Source organism: Gemmatimonadota bacterium (assembly GCA_009838645.1).
GTDB lineage: Bacteria > JAAXHH01 > JAAXHH01 > JAAXHH01 > JAAXHH01 > JAAXHH01.
This window is the reverse complement of the sequence record VXRC01000010.1, coordinates 1-26,152: the sequence shown is the minus strand read 5'-3', so window position 1 is coordinate 26,152 and position 26,152 is coordinate 1. Positions and strand designations below refer to the sequence as shown.

The 26,152-nt window shown below is 62.1% G+C and carries 40 protein-coding genes; 6 read left to right on the top strand and 34 right to left on the bottom strand.

The features are described from left to right. Nucleotides 1-69: 69 nt before the first annotated feature. From F4Y38_03620 to F4Y38_03610, 3 genes are all read right to left on the bottom strand, one after another. Nucleotides 70-1,239 carry a hypothetical protein gene (locus F4Y38_03620; protein ID MXY48371.1) on the bottom strand — a complete coding sequence of 390 codons (1,170 nt, stop codon included), beginning with the start codon at nucleotides 1,237-1,239 and terminating at the stop codon, nucleotides 70-72. Between the two features lie 216 nt (nucleotides 1,240-1,455). Then, nucleotides 1,456-1,875 (bottom strand): DUF1801 domain-containing protein, encoded by a 420-nt coding sequence (locus tag F4Y38_03615; GenBank protein MXY48370.1) that lies wholly within the window; start codon nucleotides 1,873-1,875, stop codon nucleotides 1,456-1,458. A gap of 18 nt (nucleotides 1,876-1,893) precedes the next feature. Continuing rightward, the gene (locus F4Y38_03610) at nucleotides 1,894-2,151 is read right to left on the bottom strand and encodes a CopG family transcriptional regulator (protein ID MXY48369.1); all 258 of its coding nucleotides are present in this window, start codon (nucleotides 2,149-2,151) and stop codon (nucleotides 1,894-1,896) included. Here F4Y38_03610 and F4Y38_03605 point away from each other — a divergent pair. The 6 genes from F4Y38_03605 to F4Y38_03580 all read left to right on the top strand — a co-directional run bounded on the left by F4Y38_03605 (nucleotide 2,144) and on the right by F4Y38_03580 (nucleotide 10,870). Next, entirely contained in the window at nucleotides 2,144-4,714 is a 2,571-nt protein-coding gene (locus tag F4Y38_03605; protein ID MXY48368.1) for a hypothetical protein, read from the top strand. The two genes, F4Y38_03610 and F4Y38_03605, sit on opposite strands and share 8 nt — an antisense overlap. A gap of 7 nt (nucleotides 4,715-4,721) precedes the next feature. After that, nucleotides 4,722-5,831: a phospho-N-acetylmuramoyl-pentapeptide-transferase gene (mraY, locus tag F4Y38_03600; GenBank protein MXY48367.1), complete on the top strand. Its 1,110-nt coding sequence runs from the start codon at nucleotides 4,722-4,724 to the stop codon at nucleotides 5,829-5,831. Between the two features lie 147 nt (nucleotides 5,832-5,978). After that, nucleotides 5,979-7,070: a hypothetical protein gene (locus F4Y38_03595; protein ID MXY48366.1), complete on the top strand. Its 1,092-nt coding sequence runs from the start codon at nucleotides 5,979-5,981 to the stop codon at nucleotides 7,068-7,070. 316 nt (nucleotides 7,071-7,386) lie between these two features. Further along, nucleotides 7,387-8,550 (top strand): Fic family protein, encoded by a 1,164-nt coding sequence (locus F4Y38_03590; GenBank protein MXY48365.1) that lies wholly within the window; start codon nucleotides 7,387-7,389, stop codon nucleotides 8,548-8,550. Nucleotides 8,551-8,600: 50 nt separating this feature from the next. Next, on the top strand, nucleotides 8,601-9,236 hold the full coding sequence (locus tag F4Y38_03585) for a uracil-DNA glycosylase (GenBank protein ID MXY48364.1): 636 nt from the start codon (nucleotides 8,601-8,603) through the stop codon (nucleotides 9,234-9,236). 269 nt (nucleotides 9,237-9,505) lie between these two features. Then, nucleotides 9,506-10,870 (top strand): ammonium transporter, encoded by a 1,365-nt coding sequence (locus F4Y38_03580; protein ID MXY48363.1) that lies wholly within the window; start codon nucleotides 9,506-9,508, stop codon nucleotides 10,868-10,870. A 112-nt stretch (nucleotides 10,871-10,982) separates the two neighbouring features. On the opposite strand, the gene F4Y38_03575 is transcribed toward F4Y38_03580, so the two are convergent. The 31 genes from F4Y38_03575 to F4Y38_03425 form a co-directional block, all read right to left on the bottom strand. After that, complete coding sequence (locus F4Y38_03575) at nucleotides 10,983-11,429, bottom strand: 50S ribosomal protein L17 (protein MXY48362.1); 447 nt, start codon at nucleotides 11,427-11,429, stop codon at nucleotides 10,983-10,985. A 52-nt stretch (nucleotides 11,430-11,481) separates the two neighbouring features. Continuing rightward, the gene (locus F4Y38_03570; GenBank protein MXY48361.1) at nucleotides 11,482-12,471 is read right to left on the bottom strand and encodes a DNA-directed RNA polymerase subunit alpha; all 990 of its coding nucleotides are present in this window, start codon (nucleotides 12,469-12,471) and stop codon (nucleotides 11,482-11,484) included. A gap of 60 nt (nucleotides 12,472-12,531) precedes the next feature. Next, complete coding sequence (gene rpsD, locus F4Y38_03565; GenBank protein ID MXY48360.1) at nucleotides 12,532-13,161, bottom strand: 30S ribosomal protein S4; 630 nt, start codon at nucleotides 13,159-13,161, stop codon at nucleotides 12,532-12,534. 82 nt (nucleotides 13,162-13,243) lie between these two features. After that, nucleotides 13,244-13,639: a 30S ribosomal protein S11 gene (rpsK, locus tag F4Y38_03560; GenBank protein MXY48359.1), complete on the bottom strand. Its 396-nt coding sequence runs from the start codon at nucleotides 13,637-13,639 to the stop codon at nucleotides 13,244-13,246. Between the two features lie 30 nt (nucleotides 13,640-13,669). Beyond that, nucleotides 13,670-14,044: a 30S ribosomal protein S13 gene (gene rpsM / locus F4Y38_03555; protein ID MXY48358.1), complete on the bottom strand. Its 375-nt coding sequence runs from the start codon at nucleotides 14,042-14,044 to the stop codon at nucleotides 13,670-13,672. 28 nt (nucleotides 14,045-14,072) lie between these two features. Next, a complete protein-coding gene (gene rpmJ / locus F4Y38_03550; GenBank protein ID MXY48357.1) occupies nucleotides 14,073-14,186 on the bottom strand; it encodes a 50S ribosomal protein L36 in 114 nt (37 codons plus the stop codon). Nucleotides 14,187-14,270: 84 nt separating this feature from the next. Then, nucleotides 14,271-14,489, bottom strand: coding sequence for a translation initiation factor IF-1 (gene infA, locus F4Y38_03545; protein MXY48356.1), 219 nt, complete (start codon nucleotides 14,487-14,489; stop codon nucleotides 14,271-14,273). 69 nt (nucleotides 14,490-14,558) lie between these two features. After that, a complete protein-coding gene (locus F4Y38_03540; GenBank protein ID MXY48355.1) occupies nucleotides 14,559-15,116 on the bottom strand; it encodes an adenylate kinase in 558 nt (185 codons plus the stop codon). Between the two features lie 66 nt (nucleotides 15,117-15,182). Further along, nucleotides 15,183-16,508, bottom strand: coding sequence for a preprotein translocase subunit SecY (secY, locus tag F4Y38_03535; GenBank protein ID MXY48354.1), 1,326 nt, complete (start codon nucleotides 16,506-16,508; stop codon nucleotides 15,183-15,185). Then, complete coding sequence (locus F4Y38_03530; protein MXY48353.1) at nucleotides 16,505-16,951, bottom strand: 50S ribosomal protein L15; 447 nt, start codon at nucleotides 16,949-16,951, stop codon at nucleotides 16,505-16,507. The genes secY and F4Y38_03530 overlap by 4 nt, the downstream gene beginning before the upstream one ends. Nucleotides 16,952-17,000: 49 nt before the next feature. Further along, entirely contained in the window at nucleotides 17,001-17,198 is a 198-nt protein-coding gene (gene rpmD, locus F4Y38_03525) for a 50S ribosomal protein L30 (GenBank protein MXY48352.1), read from the bottom strand. 2 nt (nucleotides 17,199-17,200) lie between these two features. Further along, nucleotides 17,201-17,704, bottom strand: coding sequence for a 30S ribosomal protein S5 (locus F4Y38_03520; protein MXY48351.1), 504 nt, complete (start codon nucleotides 17,702-17,704; stop codon nucleotides 17,201-17,203). 61 nt (nucleotides 17,705-17,765) lie between these two features. After that, entirely contained in the window at nucleotides 17,766-18,140 is a 375-nt protein-coding gene (locus tag F4Y38_03515) for a 50S ribosomal protein L18 (GenBank protein ID MXY48350.1), read from the bottom strand. A gap of 21 nt (nucleotides 18,141-18,161) precedes the next feature. Next, nucleotides 18,162-18,701, bottom strand: coding sequence for a 50S ribosomal protein L6 (locus tag F4Y38_03510; protein MXY48349.1), 540 nt, complete (start codon nucleotides 18,699-18,701; stop codon nucleotides 18,162-18,164). Between the two features lie 24 nt (nucleotides 18,702-18,725). Further along, nucleotides 18,726-19,124 carry a 30S ribosomal protein S8 gene (gene rpsH, locus F4Y38_03505; protein ID MXY48348.1) on the bottom strand — a complete coding sequence of 133 codons (399 nt, stop codon included), beginning with the start codon at nucleotides 19,122-19,124 and terminating at the stop codon, nucleotides 18,726-18,728. 36 nt (nucleotides 19,125-19,160) lie between these two features. Then, nucleotides 19,161-19,346 (bottom strand): type Z 30S ribosomal protein S14, encoded by a 186-nt coding sequence (locus tag F4Y38_03500; protein MXY48347.1) that lies wholly within the window; start codon nucleotides 19,344-19,346, stop codon nucleotides 19,161-19,163. An 83-nt stretch (nucleotides 19,347-19,429) separates the two neighbouring features. Next, nucleotides 19,430-19,978 carry a 50S ribosomal protein L5 gene (gene rplE, locus F4Y38_03495; GenBank protein ID MXY48346.1) on the bottom strand — a complete coding sequence of 183 codons (549 nt, stop codon included), beginning with the start codon at nucleotides 19,976-19,978 and terminating at the stop codon, nucleotides 19,430-19,432. A gap of 13 nt (nucleotides 19,979-19,991) precedes the next feature. Then, nucleotides 19,992-20,216, bottom strand: a complete 225-nt coding sequence (locus F4Y38_03490) for a 50S ribosomal protein L24 (GenBank protein ID MXY48345.1) — start codon at nucleotides 20,214-20,216, stop codon at nucleotides 19,992-19,994. A gap of 63 nt (nucleotides 20,217-20,279) precedes the next feature. Continuing rightward, on the bottom strand, nucleotides 20,280-20,648 hold the full coding sequence (rplN, locus tag F4Y38_03485) for a 50S ribosomal protein L14 (GenBank protein MXY48344.1): 369 nt from the start codon (nucleotides 20,646-20,648) through the stop codon (nucleotides 20,280-20,282). A gap of 56 nt (nucleotides 20,649-20,704) precedes the next feature. After that, a complete protein-coding gene (gene rpsQ, locus F4Y38_03480) occupies nucleotides 20,705-20,968 on the bottom strand; it encodes a 30S ribosomal protein S17 (GenBank protein ID MXY48343.1) in 264 nt (87 codons plus the stop codon). Next, nucleotides 20,965-21,225: a 50S ribosomal protein L29 gene (locus tag F4Y38_03475; GenBank protein ID MXY48342.1), complete on the bottom strand. Its 261-nt coding sequence runs from the start codon at nucleotides 21,223-21,225 to the stop codon at nucleotides 20,965-20,967. The genes rpsQ and F4Y38_03475 overlap by 4 nt, the downstream gene beginning before the upstream one ends. A 27-nt stretch (nucleotides 21,226-21,252) precedes the next feature. Then, entirely contained in the window at nucleotides 21,253-21,669 is a 417-nt protein-coding gene (gene rplP / locus F4Y38_03470; protein MXY48341.1) for a 50S ribosomal protein L16, read from the bottom strand. 87 nt (nucleotides 21,670-21,756) lie between these two features. Continuing rightward, on the bottom strand, nucleotides 21,757-22,422 hold the full coding sequence (gene rpsC, locus F4Y38_03465; protein MXY48340.1) for a 30S ribosomal protein S3: 666 nt from the start codon (nucleotides 22,420-22,422) through the stop codon (nucleotides 21,757-21,759). Between the two features lie 82 nt (nucleotides 22,423-22,504). Further along, nucleotides 22,505-22,843, bottom strand: a complete 339-nt coding sequence (locus F4Y38_03460) for a 50S ribosomal protein L22 (GenBank protein MXY48339.1) — start codon at nucleotides 22,841-22,843, stop codon at nucleotides 22,505-22,507. 36 nt (nucleotides 22,844-22,879) lie between these two features. Continuing rightward, the gene (rpsS, locus tag F4Y38_03455; protein MXY48338.1) at nucleotides 22,880-23,167 is read right to left on the bottom strand and encodes a 30S ribosomal protein S19; all 288 of its coding nucleotides are present in this window, start codon (nucleotides 23,165-23,167) and stop codon (nucleotides 22,880-22,882) included. A 26-nt stretch (nucleotides 23,168-23,193) separates the two neighbouring features. Beyond that, complete coding sequence (gene rplB, locus F4Y38_03450) at nucleotides 23,194-24,018, bottom strand: 50S ribosomal protein L2 (GenBank protein MXY48337.1); 825 nt, start codon at nucleotides 24,016-24,018, stop codon at nucleotides 23,194-23,196. Nucleotides 24,019-24,092: 74 nt separating this feature from the next. Beyond that, nucleotides 24,093-24,386, bottom strand: coding sequence for a 50S ribosomal protein L23 (locus F4Y38_03445; GenBank protein MXY48336.1), 294 nt, complete (start codon nucleotides 24,384-24,386; stop codon nucleotides 24,093-24,095). Beyond that, nucleotides 24,383-25,015 carry a 50S ribosomal protein L4 gene (rplD, locus tag F4Y38_03440; GenBank protein ID MXY48335.1) on the bottom strand — a complete coding sequence of 211 codons (633 nt, stop codon included), beginning with the start codon at nucleotides 25,013-25,015 and terminating at the stop codon, nucleotides 24,383-24,385. The genes F4Y38_03445 and rplD overlap by 4 nt, the downstream gene beginning before the upstream one ends. A 54-nt stretch (nucleotides 25,016-25,069) precedes the next feature. After that, complete coding sequence (locus F4Y38_03435; GenBank protein MXY48334.1) at nucleotides 25,070-25,693, bottom strand: 50S ribosomal protein L3; 624 nt, start codon at nucleotides 25,691-25,693, stop codon at nucleotides 25,070-25,072. Between the two features lie 11 nt (nucleotides 25,694-25,704). After that, nucleotides 25,705-26,022, bottom strand: coding sequence for a 30S ribosomal protein S10 (gene rpsJ, locus F4Y38_03430; GenBank protein ID MXY48333.1), 318 nt, complete (start codon nucleotides 26,020-26,022; stop codon nucleotides 25,705-25,707). Between the two features lie 20 nt (nucleotides 26,023-26,042). After that, a partial coding sequence (locus tag F4Y38_03425) for an elongation factor Tu (protein MXY48332.1) occupies nucleotides 26,043-26,152 on the bottom strand: 110 nt, incomplete at its 5' end.

Sequence of the window (26,152 nt, the reverse complement as noted above, 5' to 3'; positions counted from 1 at the left end):
TGCCTGCCACCCGCCTTCGATTCTGCGATGCGTATAGATGATTCAAGTTGTTCGATGGGAATCTGGCCGTTAGTCTCTCAGGGCGAAAAGCACGTTCTGTCCGGCGAAGTTATCCGGCACGAGCAGTTCGATGGATACCCGGTCGCCCGAGGGATGGAAGGCGACGACGTAGTCCTGGCCGTCCCTGAAGGTGCGCGGGAAAACGTCCACTTTCTTTATACTGTCCAGCGACGGGAAGGCCGAGCGTTCGATCGTGAGTACCGTGCCTTCGCGCAGGTCCTGGGACTGGGAAAAATCAACGCCGGAGAGAGATTCCACGCGGGGGCCGCCGAAGAACGGATCCTTGATGACCATCGAGTCTTTCCAGTGGTCCATGGTGTTCACGGCGAAGAAAATGGAGTTCAGCTTCATCTCGGCCGCAAGCTTCGCCTGCTCCTCCATGTCCCGCTGCGCCAGTGCCTCGTCACGGGCGTCGGTCAGCATCGCGATCTGTCCATTGAGACGCTCTTCTTCGCTGCGCAGGAACACGATCCGCTCTTCGAGCATGTCCTTGACCTGGCCCAGTGAATCGGCGATGAAAGCCGCCCGGGCCTCGGCCGCGTCGCGTTCGTCGGTCAACGTCGCGATGGTGCGGTTGATGCGCGCCCTGGCGATGCGTTGCGCACGGCCCGGAGACATGTCCGCCGTGCCCTGCGTCACGTACGAGCCGAGGATGCCGTCCGTGTAGAGCAGCCAGATCTGGTTGCCGACGTTCAGGTCCTCCACCAGGGCGGTCTGCTCGACCACGTCGCTGGCTTCGGCGGTCGAAAGGCCGTGATTCTCCATGAGGTACTGCAGGGCGACCTGGATGTGGGAGTCGCCGCGCTGAACCGTATAGGGCGCCGGCAGATCGTCTCGAAGATCCTGCATCTGCTGCTGCAGCTCCGCGACCTCGCCCCGGGTATCGATGATCTCCTGCACGAGACCGCGGTACGAAACGTCCTCTTCGCCGGCCAGCATTTCATTCAAAACGGCTTCGTGGTCAGGATTCAGCGCCATGTTGGTCAACGACTCCGCATCGACCTGCCTGTCGGGATTCGATTCGTTGAACGTCGCTATCGTCGTCTGGATCTCTTCCTGCTTGGCGCGGATTTCCTGTTCCGTGGCGTCCAACCGCTCCACGAGCTCCTCGAAGTTCGCAGGTTCGGTTGCGCATCCCATGACCAGGGTCATGGTCAGCAGTACGAATATACCTCGCATTGGATTCCTCCGTTTGAGAGTTTCACCGTTGAATCACCTTGATTCACGGCATATATAGATTTCAGATCGTCCACAATTATAACCCCAAAACCAAAATTTGTCAAGTATACTCGGTCATTGCATCGAACTTAATCGGGTCCTCCTTATACTATTTGCTACCCGTCGTAACCCGCCCTGAAAGAAAGGCGCGCCGGGGATTCCGGACCGCCGCTCCGGTCAGCCCGGATACCTTCGTTTCATCTCCGCGACCGACGCGCGGACCAGGCTTTCCAGCACGTCCAGGTCCACGTCGGCCAGCTTGTTGACGTACAGGCAGGACTTGCCGGTCTTGTGCTTGCCCAGGTGGGAAAGCAACGCGTCAGACGCTTCGAACCCGGTCATGATGTAAATCGACAGGTTCTGTTTGCGCGGCGAGAACCCCACGACGGGCCAGTCTGCTTCCTGACCGCTCGCGTACCGGTAGTGGTAGCTTCCGTACCCCACGATCGACGGTCCCCACATCACGGGCTCTTCGCCCGTCACCCGTTGCATGAGATCCATTAACGTACGCGCGTCTTCGCGCCTGCGCGGATGGTCCACCGCGTCAATGAATGCGTCGACGCTCGCGTCGGTGGGCCGGGTCTTGATATCGGACATGGTTACTGGCTCCGTGGATTATACGGTCGGCGGACGACCTAGATCATCATCCATGTGGTCGAGGAGCGCGACCGAGTCGTTCAGGTCCACCCCGGGCATGACCCCTGTCCCGTGGAACACCCGCAGGTTGACCGGGGGTCGTTTCGCGTTGCGTCGGCGTGACAGGGAGTCTCGTAGCGCGTCGTGGATGACGGCGGTCAGCGTCCTTCCTGTACGTGCCGCGATATTCTTCAGTTCCGCGTGCAGGTTGTCGTCGATATGAATCGTAATGCGCATCCATAAACATATCCATTCTACCTGTTCATGTCATTTAGAATTCTGCGCTACGACAGTAAAACCCCTCCGTCCGGACGCCCTGATGAAGCCACATTACGGCTTGACAGTACCCCGCATTCCCCTACATTCCCCTGTACCCCTCATAAAGCGGCCTCTGGCGCTTTGTGTCGTGGCAGTAACCTCGATGCTAATCGTACGCGTTCCGGAACCGAAGCGACCTGCCAACGTCCATTGGTTAAAGTCGTCGCGTCTCTCCAGCGTGCCCGCGTTGCCGATAGCGGAACCCCCGCCCATGTCTCAGATCACCTCGAAACAGGATGCGGAACAACCACCGGACGAGGAAGCGCCGAAGGTCACCGCGGCAACACGGAATACGGACGCCACGGCGGCTGCGCCGAAGCCGCCAGTCCGAAAGCGTCCGCTGACCTACGTGTTTACCGGGGGCGGGACGGGAGGCCACGTATATCCCGGGCTGGCCATCGCCGACGAGGTGCGGGCACGGAACCCCGAAGCCCGCGTCGTGTACGTCGGCGCGCGGGGCAGAATGGAAGCCTCCCTCGTGCCGAAGAGGGGCTATCCGATCGACCTGGTCCATGCCCGCGGCCTGCCGTCGGGCAGGCCGCCGCTCGCGCTACTGCGCTTCGCGGTCAGCACCGGATTCGGCGTCCTCCAGAGCCTGTTCCACCTGTCGAGACACCGGCCCCGCATGATCGTCGCCACGGGCGGCTACGCCAGCAGTCCGGTCCTCCTGGCCCACTGGATCCTCAAATCGCTCCGCCTCTCGGGCGGTCGCCGGTGTTTCGTCCACGAGCAGAACGTCGTGCCCGGAAAGGTCAACCGGCTCGCGGGCCGCATCGCGGATCGCATCGGGGTTTCCTTCGAAGCGTCGCTGCGGTATTTCCCTCCGGAAAAGACGACGTGGTCGGGCTACCCGGTGCGGCGCGAGATCGGCGCCGTGTCCCGGGACGCCGCGCGGGCCTCGCTGGGCCTGCCGTCCGACGCGAAGATCGTATTCGCCTTCGGCGCTTCGTCGGGCGCCCGGTCCATCAACCGGGCCGTGGTCGACGCGCTGCCCTGTCTGCTTGCCCGGCCGGACCTCCACGTCATCCACGTCATCGGCCAGACACGTAGCCCGGATTACGACGCCGGGGCAGACACCCGGAACCGCCTGGAACGGCTCGCCCTCGCCGGTGAACACCTGTCGAGATACCACCAGTCGGATTACTCCCACGAAATCGAAACGCTCTACGCTGCCAGCGACCTGGTCATCGGCAGGGCCAGCGCCGGCGTCGTTACCGAGATCGGCATTTGCGGGATCCCTTCCATCCTGGTGCCGCTGCCCTACGCGCCCGGCGACCACCAGGCCGTGAACGCCAGGACGCTCGAATTGAGGGGCGCGGCCCGCGTCGTGTACGAATCGATTACCGCTGAGGACGGCCAGACCATCGGCGTGGTCGACGGGGAGCGCCTGGCCCGCCTGGTCCTCGAAATCCTGGACGACCCGGCCGGTCATGCCGCCATGAGCCGCCGGGCCCGCGAGACCTTCGACCGAAGCGGACTGGACCGGATCGTCGACCATTTGGACCAGATGCTTGCGGGCCACCCGGACCACCTGGACCGCGTGGACCACCCGGACCACCCGGACCGCCCGGACCGCCCGGCGGACCACGTTCGTTCCAACGGAAGACCCGACGAACACGGCGCCGCCGGAGATGCCGAATCGGGCAACCAGGGCAACCAGGGCAACCAGGGCGACCAGGGCGGCCAAGACGAACCGCCGGCATCCGCGCTGTCCCCCTTTGCGCTGGTCCGGCGTTTCGCCGATGGGCGCGACAAGGGTTTCATCGAATCCGTGGGCGAAGACTACCTGAAGTACCGGGTCGACGGATTCCTCAAGGACGAGCGGTGGCCCATTCGGAACGAGGGCGTAAAGCTGGCCGGCCTGCTCGGCTACCGCGACCGCCTGCCATTCCTCCTCGCGCTGCTGCGCGACCGGACGCCGGCGCCCTTCTTCCAACGCCTCCTCGGCGGCGACTACCGGCAGGTCGGCTTCATCCGCCGCAACGCCGTGACGGCGATCGGCCGGCTCGGCGTGTACGATGCATCGGTGCGCGCCGTGCTGCTGGATTTGCTGTCGGATCCCTATTACGAAGTGCGGTCCGCCGCGGCCCTGGCCTTTGCCGGCCTCGCCCACGGACCGGGAACAGCGGACGCTGATGGGGAAAGGGACGAGGAGGCGCTGAACGGATTACGCGGCCTTTTGCGGGAATCGTCCTTCGAGATCCGGTCCGCCGCCATACGCGCCCTGGGCAGGATGGGCGACGGCGCCGTCGCGGAGTGGCTCAGGCCGTTCTACCAGGACCCCAACGGGAAGGTGCGCCAGGCCGTCATCGACGCGTTGGCCGACCTGGTCGGGCGGAAGATGATCGTCGACCTGGACGGACTGCTCGAAGAGCTCGACGAAATACTGGTCACGTCGAATCACTTCGAACCGGACTTTCCGATCAAGCGGACGCTGAACCGTCTGTTCGGCATGATTCGAAACCAGCAGGGAACCCCTTGAGCGCCCCATGATCTATCACCTCGTCACCTATCTCTTCGATACTGTCGATGCGCTCTCGTTTCTGCGCCTCTTCCAGTACCTGAGCTTCCGCGCGATCTGCGCGGCGCTGACGGGGTTCGGCGTCACGCTGCTCTTCGGCCAGCGCATCATCCGCCTGCTGTACGTGAACCACGTGCGGGACAATCCCCGGGCGCACGGCGCGATATCCTCCGCCTCGAAGGCCGGCACGCCGCTCATGGGCGGCCTGCTGATCGTCGCGGCCATCTTCGCCAGCGTGCTGCTCTGGAGCGACCTTTTCAACCGTTTCACCCTGGTTTTCCTGTGCGCCCTGATCTGGTTCACCCTGTTCGGATTCATCGACGACTACCGCAAGATCAGGCACCGGGACAGCGACCGCGGCCTGACCCAGGCCACCAAGCTCTTCTTCCAGGCGGTCTTCGGCTTCGGTTTCGGCCTGGTCTTCCTGCTGCCCGGCCTGTCGCCCGTGTCGGCCGAAATCGCCTCCGAACTCTATCTCCCCTTCGTCAAGGACCCGGTCCTCGACCTGGGCTGGTGGTACCTGCCTTTCATCGCCTTCGTCATCGTGGCCATCGCCAACGCGGTGAATTTCGCCGACGGCCTGGACGGACTGTCCATCGTCCCGGTCTCGTTCACGGTGGTCGTGTACGGGGTGTTCGCCTACGTCATCGGAAACGCCATCTACTCGGGCTACCTGCAGTTCACCTTCCTCCCGGGCAGCGGCGAGCTGACGGTGATCTGCGCCGGGGTCTTCGGCGCCTGCATGGGGTTTCTCTGGTACAACGCCTATCCCGCCCAGGTCTTCATGGGCGACGTGGGTGCCCTGCCCCTGGGCGGGATCGTCGGCACGCTCGCCGTGCTGCTCAAGCAGGAGTTCCTCTTCGTCATCACCGGCGGGATCTTCGTGGCCATGGCCTTCTCGGTCCTGGTCCAGGAGAAGATCGGGATCAAGTGGCTCGGCCGGCGCATCTTCTACATGGCGCCGCTCCATCACGCCTTCCAGTACCGGGGCCTGGCCGAGACCAAGGTCGTGATCCGGTTCTGGATTATCGCGGGCATCCTGGCGATCATCGGCCTGTCGACCCTGAAGATCAGATAGGCGTCGGAAAGGCGTGAAAGAACGGCGTTGCGGCAAGGCTGTGAACGAAGTCGCCAAAGAATGCGCGCGGATCGTGCGCGACGGCCGGGCGGTGACTGCGCGCGACGGACGGCCGGTGGACCGTTGAAAGGACGGCAACCTCAAGTGATCGGCATTCAATACACCAAATGGATACCGCGGGTCGATGACGCCGAGGACCGCCTCGAACAGCTCCTGGGCCTGCTGAGCCAGATCCTCATCCACACGAGCGGCGACGTGGAAGAAGCCCTGAAGTGGATGCGCTATATCGACCAGCGGCAGGGCATCTTCGACGATGAGATGTCCTACGAGGCCTTCGTCAAGGAACTCGAGAAGCGGGGCTACGTGAAGCAGGACGACAACGCCTTCACCCTCACCGAAAAGGGCGGGCGGCGCATCCGGGAGGACTCGCTCCGGTTCGTCTACAGCAGCCTGAAGAAGGGGCTGAGCGGCGGCCACGAGACGCCCTTCGAAGGGGAGGGCGTGGAGCGTTTGAGCGAGACGCGGCCCTACCGGTACGGCGACCAGGCGTCGAACGTCGATTTCACCTCCACCATCGGCAACGCGATCCGCCGGTCCGGATTCGACCTGGACCTGCACGAGGACGACTTCGAAGTCTATGAGGTCGAGCACACCACGTCCTGCGCCACGGTCATGCTCCTGGACATCAGCCACAGCATGATCCTGTACGGCGAAGACCGCATATCCCCGGCCAAGCGCGTGGCCATGGCCCTGGCGGAACTCATCATCCGCAAGTACCCGAAGGACGAACTGCACCTGGTCCTGTTCGGCGACGACGCGAAGCAGGTGAAGATCGAAGACCTGCCCTACGTTTCGGTCGGCCCCTACCACACGAACACCAAGGCCGGCCTGCTCATGGCCCGGAACATCCTGCGGCGGACCCGCAACGTCAACAAGCAGATCTTCATGATCACCGACGGCAAGCCCTCGGCCATCTACGACCGGAACGGCCGCCTTTACCTGAATTCCTTCGGGCTGGACCCCCGGATCGTGAACCGGACCCTCGACGAGGCCATGACCTGCCGCCGCGAGAAGATCACCATCAGCACCTTCATGGTCACCCAGGATCCCTACCTGGTCGGTTTCGTCGAGAAACTCACGGAGATGAACCACGGCCGGGCCTACTACTCCTCCCTCGACAGCCTGGGTGAATACATCCTCGTGGACTACGTGAAGAACCGCCGCCGCCGGGTGAACTAGGGGCGGAAAGTCCTTCCGGCTTCATGGCTCAAGTGTGCTGCAAGTGTGCTGCATGAGTGTGCTGCATCGGGCTCGGTAGCCATGACGACGTCTATTTGCCCGGGCGTTATTCTAATTTACGACCTAAAATGGAATAACGCCCTCCCTTATTCTTTAAATTGGAATAGCGGACATCAGCCCTTGGTCATTGGGTTCAAAGCACGGCTTCTGATGATTCTACTTGCGTAACAACGAGCCTTATTCTAAATTAGGCACCAAATAAGAATAACGGCGATAGTTATTGCTGAAAGTTGAATAACGAGCAAGGAAACAGGTGATGGAACGAGGACTGACGGGTACCTATGACCTCTTGACCATAGAAGGAGACACAGTAAAGGCCTTTGTGCCAATACCCTTGCCTCCAAAGCCGGGCCTGGATCTGGATGGACCTCTACATCAATTACTCGAATCCGCGGTACACGCCCTGGGACGACTTGACAGCATTACGTTGCTCTTGCCCGACGAGGCACTCTTTCTGTATGCCTATGTGCGTAAAGAAGCAGTGCTTTCTTCGCAGATCGAAGGAACGCAGTCATCATTGTCCGATCTCCTGCTCTTCGAACTTGAGGATGTCCCCGGTGTACCTGAAGACGATGTACATGAAGTTTCTAACTATGTCGCGGCAATGGAACATGGCCTGGAGCGTCTGAAGAACGGTTTTCCGCTATCGAACCGACTGATAAGGGAAACACATGGCATATTGCTGTCACAGGGTCGCGGCAGTACGAAATCGCCAGGTGAGTTCAGGCGGTCGCAGAACTGGATTGGAGGTTCCAGGCCCGGCAACGCCCTCTATGTACCCCCGCCGCATACCGTCGTGCAGGACTGCATGGCTTCACTGGAGCGTTTTCTGCACGCGGAGGACGACGGCTTGCCGGTGTTGCTGCGCGCTGGTCTCGCCCATGTGCAGTTTGAAACGATACACCCTTTTCTCGATGGTAATGGTCGTGTGGGCAGGTTGCTTATTACTATGTTGTTATGCCACGCGGGGATACTACACCAACCCATGCTTTACCTGAGCCTGTATTTTAAGCAGAATCGCAATGAATACTACGAATTGCTGAACAACGTGCGCCTCACGGGAAACTGGGAAGCATGGCTCACTTTTTTTCTCGAAGGGGTCAAACGAACAGCTGACGGTGCCGTCGGTACCGTGGAACAGTTGAATAACACGTTCAAAAGTGATCGAAGCCGGATCGAAGGAGTCGCAGGCAGAAGATTGGGATCAGCCCTGCGTGTACATGAAGCCCTTAAGTCGCATCTACTTCTGTCTCTTGCCGCCGTATGCAAGGATACAGGTCTTTCTTTTCAGGCAGCGGCTTCAACAATGGATCTTCTGGTCAGGGCAGGTATCGCGCGGGAGATCACGGGAAAACAACGCAACCGGCTGTACGTTTATGACGAGTATCTTTCGATTCTCAACGAGGGAACCGAAGTGTAGCGTTCCCGGCTCCTCAATTCGGAATCCATCATCCAGATCGACCGGCCGCCATGTCCCCCGCTCAATTCATCGATGTTCTCCAGGACCTCGAATTCGACCATGTATTCAACCCGTATACGGATCGCTGCCTTGTTCACGACCGGGCGGACGCCCCCGAACGGCGGTCCGTGAACCTTCTGTCCGTGCTTGAAGCCGCGGCCGGACGGCGCGTGGACGCCCTGTGGATCGGCCGCGACTACAGTTACCGCGGCGGCCGGCGAACCGGCCTGGCTTTCACCGACGACGAGCGTCTGGACGAACACGCCCTCAGGTGGGGGCTGACGTTGCGGCGTCCGACGCGGGGCGCCGTGGTCAGGGAACGCTCCGCCCGTGTCGTGTGGAACATATTGTCCCGCATCAAGGCGGCGGTCTTCCTCTGGAACGTCTTTCCCTTCCATCCTCACAAGCCGGACCACTCCTTCAGCAATCGATCGCACGTCGCAGCGGAACGCCGGTCCGGTCAACACCTGCTCGAGCAACTGGTCCGGCTTCTGGAACCGTCCGCCATCATCGCCATAGGAAACGACGCGGAAAAGGCGGCGCGCAGGCTTGGGGGGTCGGCAGAGGTCGTGAAGGTGCGCCATCCCAGTTACGGTGGGCAGACCGAGTTCCTGGCCGGCATGGAGGCGTACTACGGACTCCGCTGAACCGGCCGGTATCACGCGGATCGCATCGCATTCGGCCACGCTGATCCGCACGGACCCGCGAGTCGCGGTTCTCCATGCTCATCCGGTGAACGTGACGCGTTCTAACTTTCTTGACGAAACAGTTCATTCCTTGTAGAATATCTCGACATTCGACAAGACCATTCCACATCGCCGTTAAACATCTTTTCACCCGCCATCATCGGTGTCAGCCGGGAGATCACACCATGGGAGCATTCTACGGATTTTTTGTTACACGCAGGCCTCGCGGTATGCCGGCACTGAAACTGTTGGCCGTGTTGGCCGCCGTGGTCTGCGGCGCCGGGACCGCGTACGCCCTGGCCGAGCATGATAGCGTTGCCGTCGAAGCGCCGGACCAGTTCGTGTTCAACACCATATCGTTCATGCTCTGGGGCGCCCTGGTGATGTGGATGTGCGCGGGATTCACCATGCTGGAATCGGGTTCCGTGCGGACCAAGAACGCCTCCATGATCTGCCTGAAGAACATCGGCCTCTATTCCATCGCCGGGATCGCCTACTACTTCATCGGCTACAATCTCATGTACGTCGATGTCGGAAGCTACATCGGATCCTTCTCGATCGGCTACGGCCCGACGACGGACGAGATCGACTTGGTCAACGGAACGGAGAGCGCCGCCGCCGAAGTGATCTCGCTGGGCTATTCCACCATGTCGGACTGGTTCTTCCAGATGGTTTTCGTTGCCACGGCCGCGTCCATCGTCTCCGGCGCGCTGGCGGAAAGAGTCAAGATTTGGTCGTTCTTTATCTTCGTCCTCGTCCTCACCGGGGTCATCTACCCTATCGTCGGCGCATGGACCTGGGGCGAGGGATGGCTCAGCCAGCTGGGATTCAAGGACTTCGCAGGCTCCACCATCGTCCACAGTACGGGCGGATGGGCGGCCCTGGCCGGACTGATCGTCGTCGGACCCAGGCTCGGCAAGTACCGCAAGGACGGTTCGGTCAAGCCCACGCCGCCTTCCAACGTGCTGGTGGTGACCCTGGGCGTCTTCATCCTCTGGCTTGGCTGGTTCGGGTTCAACGGCGGTTCGCAGCTGGCCCTGGGCAGCCCCCTGGACGCCGTGGCCATGAGCCACGTGCTGGTCAATACCAACCTGGCCGCCGCGGCCGGCGCGCTCATGGCGCTCTTCTGCGCGCGGCCCGTCTTCGGCCGCACCGATCTCTTCGCCTGTCTGAACGGCGCCATCGCGGGCCTGGTCTCGATCACCGCGGGTCCCGACATGGTCCAGCATTACTGGGCCATCATCATCGGGGCGATCGGCGGCGTCGTCTGCACGATCGGCATGAAACTGCTGGAATCGGTGAAGATCGACGACGTGGTCGGCGCCGTGCCGGCCCACCTCTTCGCGGGCATCTGGGGTACGCTGGCGGTGTGCATCGTGAGCGGTGGCAACGTCGGTGTCCAACTGATCGGCATCCTCGCGATCGGCGCCTTCGTCTTCCTGGTCTCCTGGGTGATCTGGAAGCTGATCGACGTGGTCATGACCGTCCGGGTGACGAGCCAGGTCGAACGGCTCGGGCAGGACGTGGCGGAACTCGGCATCGAGGCTTATCCCGAGTTCGTGCTCATGCCCGAGGAACAGGACGACGACCAGTAATCGACGCAGACTGCGTCTCGCGTCCCACAACGAAAAAGGCGGCAACCGCACCGGGTTGCCGCCTTTTCCTGTTCTAATACGATTGGGAGGTTTTACGTCCCGGGCCGGTTCTTCAGCCGGTCTCTTCCTCCTCCGTCGTCTCTTCCTTCGATTCTTCCGCTTTTTCTTCGGTCTTCTCGTCGGCCTGGTCTTCCCCCGGACCCTCCCGGTCGATCAACTCGAGTATCGACATGTCGGCGGCGTCGCCCTGCCGGTGCCCTATGCGTACGATGCGCGTGTATCCTCCGGGCCGGTCGGCGTAGCGGTCGGCCAACGGTCCGAACAGCTTCGCGACCACGGATTCGTTGTGGATGACCCGCAGCACCTGCCGCCGGGCGTGCAGGTCTCTGCGTTTGCCGAAGGTGATGAGCCGTTCCACGAGGCGGCGCACTTCCTTGGCCTTCGCCGTGGTGGTCTGCACGCGTTCCGTGTCCAGCACCGATGCGGCCAGATTGCTCAGCATCGCCTTGCGGTGACTGGGAGAGCGGCTGAGACCGCGCCCCTGCTTTCGATGTCGCATTCCTTATGCTCCTGTCCAGACTGCCGGAATGACCTGCGGGCAGGCCATTCGATTACGTGTTTTCCGCTTCGACCTCGACGTACTCTTCGATATCCATGCCGAATCCAAGTTCCATCTCCTGGAGGATCTGGCTCAGTTCGGTCAGCGACTTGCGGCCGAAGTTCCGGTATTTCAGCATCTCGGTCTCGCTCTTCTGCACCAGGTCCGCCAGCGTCTTGATGTCCGCCGCGCGCAGGCAATTGCTGGAGCGGACGGACAGTTCCAGCTCCTCCACGTTCATCTGCAGCAGCTTCTTGATCTCTTCGGCCTTCTCGTCCACTTCCTCTTCGGGCTCGGAGAGGAACTGATCGTCTATGGAGATGAACAGCTGAAGGTGGTTCCGCAGGATCTGGGACGCGGTGGACAGGGCGTCCTGGGGACCCACGCTGGCGTCGGTCCAGACTTCAAGCACGAGCCGGTCGTAGTCCGTGCGCTGGCCGATCCGCGTGTTCTCCACCTGGAAATTCACGCGCGTTACCGGGGAGAACATGGCGTCCATGGGGATCACGCCGATGGGCTGGTCGGGCATCTTGTTCTGCTCGGCGATCACGTAGCCCCGGCCGCTGTCGACATGGATCTCCATGCGTAACTGTCCGCCCTCGTCCAGGGACGCGATATGCAGATCCGGATTGAGAATCTCCACGTCGGCGTCCGTCTGTATGTCTTCGGCGGTAACGTCGCCCTTGCCTTCCGCTTCGAGCATCAGCGTCTTGGGCTCGTCGCTGTGCAGGATGAGCCGCAGTTCCTTGAGGTTCAGGATGATCTCGGCCACGTCTTCCACCACGGCAGGCATCGTGGAGAACTCGTGGGCGACGCCGTCGATCCGGACGCCGACCACGGCCGCTCCGGGCAGGGAGGAAAGCAGGACCCTCCGGATGGAATTGCCGATCGTCGTCCCGAATCCCCGCTCCAGCGGCTCGATCACGAACCTGGTGTAGCCATCGGTTACTGTATCGTCTTCGACTAAGACGCCTCTCGGCATCTGGAAGTTCTTTAATTTCATAGCGTATGTTGCCCCTCGTCGCGCGCTTCGAGTGAACACATGGATGGCAGTGTGACGGCCCTACTTCGAATACAACTCGATGATCAGCTGTTCCTGTACAGGTGTCGGTATGTTCTCCCGGACGGGGGCTTCCAGCAGCCGTCCGGCCAGCGTGGTCTTGTCCAGGTCCAGCCAGTTTACCGCCGGCCGCTGGTTCGCGGCGCTCAGGGAAGCGTGAATGCAGTCGAGCTGGCGGCTCTTCTCCTTGACCTGAATGGTTTCACCCGTACGGACGATGTACGAGGGGATATTGACGATGCGGTCGTTCACCACGATATGGCGATGGCGGACCAACTGGCGGGCCGCTTTGCGCGACGGCGCGAAACCGAGGCGGTACACGATATTGTCCAGCCGGGTTTCGAGCAACTGCAGGAGGCGTTCGCCCGTGTTGCCCTTGGTCCGGGCCGCCTTCACGAAGTACGAGCGGAACTGTCCTTCGCCGATTCCGTAGGTCTTGCGCGTCTTCTGCTTTTCACGCAGGCGAAGCCCGTATTCGGTGGGTTTCCTGCGACCGACGGAACCATGCTGGCCCGGCGGGAAAGCGCGGCGGTCCACCGCGCATTTCTCAGAAAAGCACCGATCGCCTTTCAGGAACAACTTCACGCCTTCCCGCCGGCAGATTCGACAGTTGGCGTCCGTATAACGAGACATGTTTTCTCCTATTACGCTCGAGCCGGGCGGCCTGCGCCAGTCGGACCGCTTCAGGCCCCGGCGTCCGCCCGTTGATTCACGATCAGACGCGACGTCTTTTCGGAGGCCGGCATCCGTTGTGGGGGATAGGTGTTACGTCCTTGATAGCGGAAATCTCGAGGCCCGCGGCCTGCAGGGCCCGAATGGCCGATTCGCGGCCGGCGCCGGGTCCCTTCACCCAGACCTCGACGCGCTTCAATCCCAGTTCGATGGCTTCCTTGGCCGCGGCTTCCGCGGCGATCTGCGCGGCAAACGGCGTACTCTTCCGGGAATTGCGGAACGTACCGCCCTTGCCGCCGCTCGACCAGCTGATCGTGTGTCCTTGCAGATCGGCGAGGGTAACGATCGTATTGTTGAACGTCGCCTTGATATGGGCCACGCCTATGGAGTCCACGTGCCGGTCTCGTCTCCGGGCGCGGCTTCGTCTTGCATTAGCCAACCTTCTACCTCCACGGTTTAAAGTTACTCGCTAAACTTTCTTGCGCTTCGCACCGATGGTGCGCCGCGGTCCCTTGCGTATTCGGGAATTCGTACGGGTCCGCTGACCCCGCACCGGCAGCCCGCGGCGGTGGCGCAGGCCCCGGTAACAGCCGATGTCCATCAATCGCCTTATGTTGAACGTGATGTCGCCGCGCAGCGCGCCCTCGACCTGGTAATCGTTTTCGATGCTCTGGCGGAGCTTCGTGATCTCCCGGTCGGTAAGGTCCCGGACGCGGGTTTCCGGATCGATGCCGGTCGCGTCGAGCACCTTGCGGGCGGTTGTCAGTCCGATTCCGAAAATGTAGGTGATGCCGATCTCCACGCGTTTGTCGCGGGGCAGATCGATTCCGGCGATACGTGCCACCTTGCCCTCCTTGGCAACTCAGTCGTTGCTATCCCTGCCGCTGCTTGTGGCGCGGGTTGCGACAGAGCACTCGCACGACGCCCCTGCGGCGGATGACCTTGCAGTGTTCACAGATTTTCTTTACCGAAGCGCGTACTTTCATCTTCCGGTCCTCGTGTTACGGTTCGTTTCCGCCTGCGCCGGGTTCCCCGTCGTTACCTTGCCCCGGATGCAGCCTTGCCCGGGCTTACTTGTAACGATAGGTAATCCGGCCGCGTGTCAGATCGTAAGGCGACAGTTCCACCATGACCTTGTCGCCCGGCAGGATCTTTATGAAGTTCATGCGTACTTTGCCGGATATATGGGCCAGGACCCTGTGGCCGTTTTCCAGTTCAACGCGAAACGACGCATTGGGCAAAGGCTCCACCACCGTACCTTCCACCTGTACCGGGGGTTCTTTCGGCATGGGTTTCAACCTCTCACCGTTCGGCCGCGCCTTGCTGCCGCTGCGGCCATGGTCGGTTTCCGGCCCGGTCTACGCCTTGCGGGCCAGGCAGGCCAGTATGCGTTGCGTTACTTCCTCCGGCGAACCATCGCCGTCGATCCGCTTCAGTATGCCCGCCCGGTCGTAGTAATCGACGAGCGGCGCCGTAACCTTCCTGTAGACTTTCAGCCGGTGACGTATGGTCTCCGGCGCGTCGTCCAACCGATTCCTCATGGCCAGGCGGTCGATCACCGTACCGTCGGGCACCTCGATGTTGAGCACCACGTCCACGGGTGCGCTCATGCGCTCCAGCGCCGCTTGCAGGAAGTCGGCCTGGTTCAGGTTTCTGGGGAAGCCGTCCAGGATGAACCCGGCCGCGCAATCGGCCTCGCGCAATCGGTTTTCCAATATGGCCTGCGTCACGGCATCGGAAACCAGTTCGCCCCGGTTCATGAATTCCGATATCCTGCGCCCGACTTCGGTCCCTTCCTCCAACTCCCGCCGCAACAGGTCGCCTGTTGAAACGTGCGGAATGCTGAATTTTCCCGACAGCCTCGTTGCCTGCTCGCCTTTTCCCGCCCCCGGCACTCCGAGTAGTATCAGTCGCATAACCTGCTCACCTGGCGCCCGGACGCCAGGCCGATCGCCAGGCGCATGGCACAAAGGTTCCGAAGCCTAGCCCGCCCGACCGCGTACGCGGCCGCGTTTCATGAATCCCTCGTAGTGGCGGGACACGAGATGCGACTCGATTTGCTGGAGCGTGTCCAGGGCGACGCCCACCACGATCAGCAACGCGGTGCCGCCGAAGAACGAGGACGCGCTCAGTGAGACGTTCATGCTTCGGATGATGAGAAACGGCACGATGGCGATGATCGCCAGAAACACCGAGCCGGGCAACGTAATGCGTGTCAGAATGTGATCGAGATAGTCCGCCGTTCGTTTTCCGGGCCGGATCCCCGGGATGAATCCGCCGACGCGCTTCATGTTGTCCGCCACGTCCACGGGGTTGAAAATGATCGATGTATAGAAGTACGTGAAGAATACGATCAACAGGCCGTACATCGCGTTGTAGATGAAGGCGCCGGGCTGAAACCACTCCACCATGGTCTGGAACACGGCCATGTTCGGGAAGAAGCTCGAAAACGTGCCCGGCACGAACATGATCGACTGGGCGAAGATGATGGGCATCACGCCGGCGGCGTTGACGCGCAGCGGCAGGTGCGTGCTCTGCCCGCCGTAGACCTTGCGGCCGACCACGCGCCGCGGGTACTGGACCGTGATCCTGCGCTGTCCCTGCGTGATCAGCACCACCGAAGCGATGATCAGGACCCACACGGCCACGATGAAGATCTCGACGAGACCGCTGCGCAGCCCGTTCATCACCGCGTCGATCTCGCTCTTGACGGCTATGGGGAACTGGGCGATGATGCCGACGAAGATGATCAGCGAGATGCCGTTCCCGATGCCCCGTTCCTGGATCTGCTCACCCAGCCACATCAGGAATATGGTGCCGGTCGTCATCGTAACGACCGTCACGAATATGAAACCCGCCCCGGGATCGATAACGGCGGAGCGGCCCACCTCGTCGCGGATGTCCTGAAGCCAGTAGCTGATGCCGAGGGCCTGTACCAGCGACAGCAACACGGTGCCGTAGCGCGTGTACTGGTTGATCTTCTTCTGTCCTTCCTGTCCCTCCTTCTGGAGTTTCTGCAGGTACGGCCACATGGACCCCAGCAACTGCAGGATAATGGACGAACTGATATAGGGCATCACGCCGAGGGCGAAGATGGTCGCGCGCTCGAACGCGCCGCCCACGAACATGTTGTACAGCCCGAATATGGTCCCGCCCATCTGGCTGAAGAAGGCGCTCAAGACCTCGTGGTCGATGCCCGGCGTCGGGATCTGGCCGCCGATCCGGTACACCGCGAGCAGACTGAGGGTGAAGATGATGCGCCGCCGCAGTTCCGGGATCCGGAATACGTTCTGGAAAGCCTCGATCATCCGGAGATCACCTCGACCGATCCGCCTGCCGCCTCGATTTTCTGCCGCGCCGTCTCACTGACCTTGTGGACGCTCACCTTCACGGGCCGGTCGACCTCGCCTTCGCCGAGGATCTTGACCGGGTCCGTGGATTTCCGGACCAGGCGCCGGTCCGCCAGCGATTCGGCGTTTACGACTGTCTCCTCGTCCCACCCCTCAAGGTCGCGAAGGTTGACGATCTGGTAGATCTTGCGGAACAGATTGGTGAACCCGCGTTTCGGCAGCCGCCGCACGAGGCGCATCTGCCCGCCCTCGAAAGACGGGTGGATCTTCTTGCCCGACCTGGAACGCTGGCCCTTGTGCCCCCTGCCGGCGGTCTTGCCCGTGCCGGAGCCTGGTCCACGGCCGAGGCGCTTTACCTTGCGCACCGCGCCGGAGGCGTGTTTCAAACTGTCGACTTTCATAACAGCCGTATTCCTTTCTTCACGAACCTTTCTTTAGGAAACCCGCCGGCTATTCGTCGTCCGCCGTGATGGTTTCCACTTCCACCAGGTGGCCGACGCGTGCGATCATGCCCTGTATCTGGGGCGTGTCGTCATGCACGGCGCTGTGGTGCAACCGTCGTATGCCCAGCGCTTCCAGGGTCCGCTTCTGCCGCCGGTGCCTGCCGATGGCGCTTTTCCGCTGTGTAATGCGCAGTCGCGTCGCCATAACTACCCTTTCAGTTCCTCGATATCCACGTCGCGCGCGTCGGCGATCTCGGAGGCCACTTTCAAATCGAGCAGTCCCTGCAGCGTCGCCTTGGCCACGTTGTACGGATTGGAGGAACCGATCGATTTCGTGAGGATGTTGTGTATGCCCGCCGACTCGAGCACCGCGCGGGCCGCATCCCCGGCGATAACCCCCGTACCGGGAGAGGCAGGTTTCAGGATCACTTCCGCCGCGCTGAACCTCCCGATGACGTCGTGGGGGATCGTGCCTTTGACCACCGGCACCCTGTGCAGGTGCTTCCGGGCCGTTTCCGTGGCCTTGCGGATCGCCTCGGACAGTTCCAGGGCCTTGCCCATGCCCAGGCCCACGTGACCGTTTCCGTCGCCCACGGCGATCAGCGCGTTGAAGCTGAACGTGCGGCCGCCCTTGACGACTTTGGCAACCCGGTTGATATCGACCAGGCGTTCCGACGACAGATCGAACTCATCGGGATTGATTCTCGGCAATTTACGCTCCCTTCATCAGTTATGACACGCGGACGTTCCGGCATTCAGCGGCGCGGACTTTCTAAAACTCCAGTCCGCATTCGCGCACGCCTTCCGCGAGGGCCTTCACCCGGCCGTGATACTGGTATCCGCCGCGGTCGAAGGTCACGCTGGACACGCCCTGCGCCTTCATCTTCTCTCCCAGCACCTGCCCCACGAGCCTGCTCTGCGCCTTCCGGTCCATGCCCGACTCCAGCTGCGACCTGATCTCGGGCGTGTTGGTGGAAAGGGACAGCAGCGTGGCGCCCGCCGTATCGTCGATGACCTGGGCGTAGATGTGCTTAAGACTCCTGAATACGTTCAGGCGCGGCCGGGCCGCGTCGCCCCGGATGGACTTCCTTACCCGGCGATGGCGGACTTTCCGCATCCTGGCTCTCTGCTGCGTTTTCCTGGACATGATCCTCTACCCGTCCTCCCGTCAGGCCGCCCCGGTCTTGCCGGCCTTCCTGCGTACCTGTTCGTCGTCGTAGCGTATGCCCTTGCCCTTGTAGGGTTCCGGCTTCTTGAACGACCGGATCACCGCGGCCACCTGGCCTACGAGTTGCTTGTCGATACCCCGGACCGTTATCCGGTTGCCGTCCGTCACCTCGAGGTCCACGTCCGGCGGCGCCTGGAAGATCACGGGGTGGGAATACCCCAGGGTGAGCGTCAGGTTGCCGCCCTTGAGCTCCGCCCGGTAGCCCACGCCGACGATCTCGAGCGTACGATCGTACCCGCTGACGACGCCTTCCACCATGTTGGCGATCAGTGAACGGCTCAGCCCGTGCAGGGCGCGCGACTGCCTGGACTCGTTTTGACGTCCCACCACCACGTGCCCGTCTTCCAGTACGGCGCTGATCTGGGTGGGTATCCGGTGGGAAAGTTCGCCCTTCGGACCCTTCACGTTGACGGACCGGCCGTCTATCGAAACCTGGACCCCGTCCGGGATCGCTATCGGCAGTTTACCTATTCGTGACACCCCGACTCCTTCCGGTGTTCCGGACTACCAGATGTAACACAACACTTCGCCGCCCGTGTTCAGCTGGCGCGCTTCGCGGTCCGTGACGATGCCTTTGGGCGTGCTCAAAATGGCCACACCGAGGCCGTTCAGGACCCTGGGAAGGCCGTCCGCCTTCACGTACACCCGCCGGCCGGGCTTGCTGATGCGCTTGAGCGTGGAAATGATCGATTCGCCCACCGGTCCGTACCTGAGGTAGATCCGGATGATGCCCTGTTTCCCGTCTTCCACCTGGGTAAAGTGGCTGATGAACTTGTGGCTTAGCAGGATACGGGCGATTTCCGCCTTGACCTTCGAGGCCGGCACCTCGACTCGCTGGTGCTTCGCCTGGCACGCGTTGCGTATCCGGGTCAGCATATCCGCAATCGGATCCGTCATTGACATCTTGCTCATTCTCCCTCTCGAAACAGCCCCGTACTGCTACCAGCTGGCCTTTGTCACACCCGGAATCTCGCCCTGCAGGGCCAGCGTCCGGAAACAGATGCGACAGATTCCGAAGCGGCGCATGTAGGCGCGGGGGCGTCCGCACTGCCTGCAACGGCTGTACGCGCGCACCTTGTATTTAGGCTTTCTATTCGCCTTTGCGATCAACGACTTCTTGGCCACTCGTCCCCCTCTCGGTATTTCAGATTTCCGGCTCGAAACCGGCGGTCCGTCTGGTCCGTCCGGCCCGTCCTGCCCGCCGGACCCTACACCGGCTGATCCCTGAAGGGCATGCCGAGATGCCTGAGCAGCTCCGCACTCTCCTCGTCGGTATTCGCCGAAGTTACGATCGTGATGTCCATGCCCCGGAACAGATCGACCTGGTCGTAGTCGATTTCGGGAAAGATCGTCTGCTCGGTCAACCCGAGGGTATAGTTTCCCCGACCGTCGAACGACCTCGTCGACACGCCGCGGAAGTCGCGGATACGGGGGATCGCCACGTTGATCAGGCGATCGAGAAACTCGTACATGCGGGCGCCCCGGAGGGTTACCCGGCAGCCGACGGGCATGCCTTCCCGTATCTTGAAATTCGAAATGGACTTCCTGGCCCGGGTCACCACGGCTTTCTGCCCGGTAATCGCCGTCAGTTCCGAAACGGCGCTGTCCAGCAGGCCGGCGTTCTGCGAACCCTCGCCCACGCCCATGTTCAGGACCACTTTCTCGATGCGCGGCACCTGCATGGTGTTGCCGTAGCCGAAGTGCTGCAGAAGCGCGGGCCTGATCTCGCTGTTGTATTGTTCTTTCAATCGTGCCATGTTCGTATTCCCGTTATCCCTCGGCGATCACTTTCACGTTGGACGCGTGCAAGGGGGCCTCTTTTTCGAGCCGGCCGCCCTGCGGATTGGTCTGGGTGGGCCGCGTGTGGCGCGTTACGAAGTTCAGCCCTTCCACGATGACCTTGTTCTTTTCCGGCAACACCTTCAGTACCCGCCCGGTCTCGCCGCGGGCATCGCCGGTGAGCACTACGACGGTATCGCCCTTCTTGACATGCATCCGATCAGCTCCTTCCCGCCGGCCTTCCGTTCGCCGGCCTTCCGTTCGCCGGCCTTCCGGACCCTAGAGGACCTCGGGGGCGAGCGAAACGATGCGAGTGTATTCGCGCTCGCGCAGTTCCCGGGCGACGGGGCCGAATATGCGCGTTCCCCTCGGTTCGCCCTGGTCGTCGATCAGTACGGCCGCGTTCTCGTCGAACCGGATGTAGGTCCCGTCGCGTCGCCGCACTTCCTTACGGACCCGCACGACCACGGCCTTTACCACCTCGCCCTTCTTCACCGAACCGCCGGGAGCGGCTTCCTTCACCGATCCCACGAACCGGTCGCCCACGCTGGCGTACCGCCGGCCGGTGCCGCCCAGGACCTTGATGCAGCGGACCTGCCGGGCGCCCGTGTTGTCCGCGACGTTCAACCAGGTATACTCTTGAATCATCTTGTTTCTTTCCCGTTCGCCGTCTTCCCGATACTAAGGCCATGCCTTAAGGAAGACTAGACCTGTTCCGCGCGCTGGATGACTTCCGTCAGCCGCCAGCGCTTGTTCTTGCTCAGCGGACGTGTCTCCGTGACCCGGACGATGTCGCCGATCCGGCACGTCTGTTCTTCGTCATGGACCGTCAGCTTGGTGGTGCGCCGCACGTACCTGCCGTAGAAAGGATGCTTCACCATCCGTTCGACGGCGATGGTGATGGTCTTTTCCATCTTGTTGCTGAGCACGCGCCCCACGCGGTTCTTCCTGTGTCCCCGCTCCTTCATGCGTCTTCTCCCGGATCACCCTGTCCGTCTTCCCGGTTCTCATCGCTCGCCGCCTGGATGGATCGGATCTGGAGTTCATCCTCGTGCAGGAGCGTAAGAATCCGGGCGATTTCCCGGCGCGACGACGAGATGCGTTTCGCATCCGCCATCTGCCGCGTCGCCTTCTGAAAGTTCAGGTTGAAAATCTCTTCCCTCAGTTCGGCCACCCGGTCGCGGAGCTCTGTCTCGGACAGTTGACGAAGTTCGTACAGTTTCATGCCTTCCCTTCCTCGAGAACAGGCCCGCTAGAGGTCTTCGCGGACCACCAGGCGGGTCTTGACCGACAACTTCTGCTGGGCCAGCGCGATGGACTCCCGGGCCATATCGGAGGCCACGCCCCGCAGTTCGAAAAGAATGCGTCCGGGCTTCACCACGGCCACCCAGTTTCCGGTGGGGCTGCCCTTGCCTTTACCCATGCGTGTTTCAGCGGGCTTTTCGGTGAGGACCTTGTCTGGAAAGATCCGGATCCACACTTTGCCGCCACGCCGCATGTGATGGACCATGGCGATACGGGCCGCTTCGATCTGCCGGTTGGTGATCCAGCCCGGTTCCAGCGCCTGAATACCGTAATCGCCGAATTCCAGCGTGGCGCCGCGCGTCGCGATGCCCGTCATGCGGCCGCGCTGTCTCTTGCGGTACTTCAGTCGCTTCGGCATTAACATCTTGTTATCTCCTCGAATAGTCCCGTCTGGTCGCGTACGCGGCGGGCAATCGGTCCCGAAGGGCCGTATACCGCCCGGCGACCCGACCTATAACGTCGCCTGTCCTGCCCCGGCTTCCCCTTCTTCACCCTTGATGATCTCGCCCTTGCAGATCCACACCTTGATGCCGATGCACCCGTAGGTGGTGTGGGCGGTGGACCGGGCGTAATCGATGTCCGCCCGGAGCGTGTGAAGCGGCACGCGCCCGTCGTTAAAGGACTCGACCCGGGCCATCTCCGCGCCGCCGAGCCGGCCGCCACAGGTGATCTTGATGCCCTCGGCGCCCATGCGCATGGCCGCGGTGATGGATTTCTTCATGGCCCTGCGGAAACTGATTCGCTGTTCGATCTGCCGGGCGATACTGTCGCCGATCAACTGGGCGTCCAGTTCCGGACGGCGGATCTCCTGTATGTTGATGTAGATCTCTTTTCCGGTCAGATGCTGGAGTTCATCCCTGAGCTTGTCCACTTCGGCGCCCTTGCGTCCGATCACGATGCCGGGACGGGCGGTGTGTATGGTAATGGTGGCCTTCTGCGGAGCCCGCTCGATTTCGACCTTGGCGATGCCGGCCCGCGAGAGGCGGCTCTTGACGTAGCGGCGGATCATGAGGTCTTCCTGGAGCAGGTCCGCCATGTTTCGGTCGGAATACCAATTGGACTGCCAGGTCTTGATCACGCCAAGACGGAAACCGATCGGATGTGTTTTCTGGCCCACTTCGTCAACTCCTGTCGTCGGAACTCCCGGGTGAATGGCCGTCCGCGCCTGTCCGGTCCGGGCTGATCCGGGCTAGTCCAGGCTAGTCCGCGACCACCACGGTGATATGGCTCGTGCGCTTCCGGATCGTGGATGCGCTGCCGCGGGGGCCGTAATGGATGCGTTTCATGACCGGACCGCCATCGACGTAAACGGTCTTGATCTTCAGGTCCTCGATATCCAGCGTGTGTTCGTCGTCCACGTTCATGGCGTTCGCCGTCGCGGAACGCACGGTCTTCTCGAGCGGTCGGGCGCACGCCTTGGGCACGAACTGAAGAATGTTCAGGGCTTCCTGTACGGACCGGCCGCGGATCATGTCCGCCACCTGGCGTATCTTGCGTGCGGAGCCGCGTACCTGCCGCGCCGTTGCACGGGCTTCCATCTTATTAGTTCTCCCCTGTTCTCTAGCGTCCGGTTACTACTTCAACTGCGTGGAACGTTCCGTGACCCGTCCGCTGTGCCCACGGTAGGTGCGCGTCGGCGCGAATTCACCGAGCTTGTGGCCCACCATGTTCTCCGAGATGTAGACCGGAATGAACTTGTTGCCGTTGTGAATGGCCAGCGTATGGCCGACGAAGTCCGGCGTGATCGTGCTGGCGCGGGCCCAGGTGCGGACCACCCGCTTCTCGCCGGTCCGGTTCAGTTCGTCGATCTTCTTCTTGACGCTGTCGTCAATGTACGGCCCCTTCTTGACCGAACGGCCCATCATCGCCTCCCACGATCTTCCTCCGACTATTTACGCCGCTTGATGATCTGAGTATCCGATTTTTTGTTCTTCTTGCGCGTCCGCAAGCCCTTGGTCTTCTTTCCCCACGGAGACACGGGGTGCCGGCCGCCTGAACTCTTGCCTTCTCCTCCGCCCATGGGGTGATCCACGGGGTTCTTCGCCACGCCGCGGGAATAGCCGCGCCGCCCCAGCCACCGGGCGCGCCCGGCCTTGCCGAGCGATATGTTCTCGTGGTCCGTGTTGCCCACCTGTCCGATCGTGGCGGAACAGGCCTCGGGTACCCGCCGGATTTCCCCGGAGGGCAGGCGCAACTGGGCAAAGCCGCCGTCCCGCGACATCAACTGGGCGGCCCCGCCCGCGGACCTTACGAGCTGTCCGCCGCGCCCGGGCGAAAGCTCGATGTTGTGCAGCATCGTGCCCAGGGGGATGTGGTCCAGGGGCATATGGTTGCCGCTCCGGATCTCCGACTGGCTTCCGGACATGACCGTATGGCCCACCGACAGGCCGAGCGGCGCGAGGATGTAGCGCTTCTCGCCGTCCGCGTAGTGCAGCAGCGCGATCCGCGCCGAACGGTTCGGATCGTACTCGATGGCATGGACCCTGGCCGGGACGCCGGTCTTGTCGCGCCGGAAATCGATTAAGCGGTAGCGCCGCTTGTGGCCGCCGCCGCGGTGGCGGGCCGTCGTCCGTCCCAGGTTGTTCCGCCCGCCCGATTTCTTCAGGGGACGGACGAGGGAGGACTCCGGCGTTTCCTTCGTGATCTCCTTGAAGGAGGACACGGTCTTGAACCGCTGACCGGGGGTCTTGGGTCTGAATGTGCGTACTGCCATAGCTTGTGTTCCTCTTCGGGCCGCGCTCGGTCACGACCCGGCGCGGCCGGGCATGACCGGGGCAGACCCCGCGATCAGGTTCCCGTGTACAGGTCGATGATATCGCCGTCGACGAGTTTCACGATGGCCTTCTTCCAGTCGGGCCGGCGTCCCTCGAAACGTCCGAGACGCTTTACCTTGCCCTTCATGCGGAGGGTGCGCACCGACTCGACCTGCACGTCGAAGATCGCTTCGATGGCCCGCTTGATTTCCAGCTTGTTCACGTCTCTGGCCACTTCGAACACGTACTTGTTCTGCTCTTCCTGGAGCACGTGGTTCTTCTCCGTCACCAGGGGGCGCGACACGATGGCCCGTGGGTCCTTCGTCATGATTTCAACGCCTCCTCGACCTGCTTCAGCCCCTCGCGGGTGAAGATAAGGCAGTCGTTGCGCAGTATCTCGTGTACGTGGGTGTCGGTGGCCACGTTGATGTCCAAGTCGACGATGTTGCGGCAGGACTTGTATACCGCGTCGTCGCTTCGGTCCATGAGCACCAGGCACTTCCTGTCGCGCACGTTCATGTTGGACAGCACAGACACCATCTGCCGCGTCTTCGGCGCATCGAACTCGAGCGACTCGATCACGAGCACGGAACCGCTCTGCGCGCGGGTCGAAAGCACGGACTTGAGCGCGAGGCGACGCACTTTCTTCGGTATCTCGTACCGGTAGCTGCGCGGCTTCGGACCGTGGGCCCTGCCGCCCCCGATGCGAACCGGGGACCGCCTGGAGCCCATGCGCGCCCTGCCCAGGCCCTTCTGCCTGAACATCTTCTTCCCTGTGTAGGACACTTCCGAACGGGTCTGCGCGCTGGCCGTGCCCTGCCGCTGGTTGGCACGGTACATCTTTTCCGCTTCGTACATGGCGTGCGCATTGGCGGAAATGCCGAAGACCGATTCTTCGAGATCGATCTGGCCCTGTTCCGTCCCGTCGCTGTTGAACAACTTCGCTACTACCGGCATGATTTCTCCCAACGTGCCTTCAGGTCCGGGCCTTCCGCCTAACCGGCCTTCCGCCTAACCGGTCCGGTTGATCAGTACGTATCCGTTCCGGTGTCCCGGCACCGCGCCCTTCACAAGGAGGATGTTCTTCTCGGCGTCCACGCCGACTATCTGCAGGTTCCTGACGGTCACGCGCTTGTTGCCCATCCGTCCGCCCATGCGGGTGCCCTTGAAGACCTTGGACGGCGTCGCGCTTTGCCCGATCGATCCGGGATGGCGCCAGCGGTCGCTCTGTCCGCGGGTCTTGTCGCCGCCTTTGAAACCGTGCCGCTTGACGACGCCCTGGAACCCCCGGCCCTTGAAATAACCCGTCACGTCCACGAGTTCGCCGGTCTCGAAAATGTCCGCGCCGACCACCTGGCCGGGTTCGCAGGTCGCGATGTCCTGCACCGCGACCTCGCGTACGATGCGCTGCGGATCGACCTTCGCCTTCTTGAAGTGGCCCTTCAGCGGCCGGGTCGTCCGCTTCTCCTTCTTCGCTTCGAAACCGATCTGCGCCGCCTCGTAGCCGTCGCGTTCCAGCGTCTTCACCTGGGTGACGTAACAGGGACCCGCCTCGATCACCGTGACCGGTACCGCGTCGCCGTTCTCGGCAAAGACCTGGCTCATCCCGATTTTCCTGCCGATCAGTCCGTGCATCTTCGAGGCTCCTACACCCTGATTTCCACGTCCACGCCGGCGGGCAGGTCCAGTTTCAGGAGCGCGTCCACCGTCTGCTGCGACGTGTCATAGATATCGATAAGGCGCTTGTGCACGCGCGTTTCGAACTGTTCCCTCGACTTCTTGTCGATAAAGGGAGAGCGCAGGACGGTATACACGGTCCGTTTCGTCGGCAGCGGTATGGGTCCCATGACCCGCGCGCCGGCCCGCTGCGCCGCCTGGGTGATCTCCCTGGCCGACTTGTCCAGCATGGCGTGGTCGCAGGCCTTCAGCCTGATCCTGATCTTCTGGTCCGCCTGGTTGGCCATGACGGCCTCCTTCTCCCTTGCTACTCGATGACTTCGGTGACGACGCCCGCGCCGACGGTTCTGCCGCCTTCGCGGATGGCGAAGCGCAGTTCCCGGTCCATGGCGATGGGCTGCATGAGATTGACTTCCA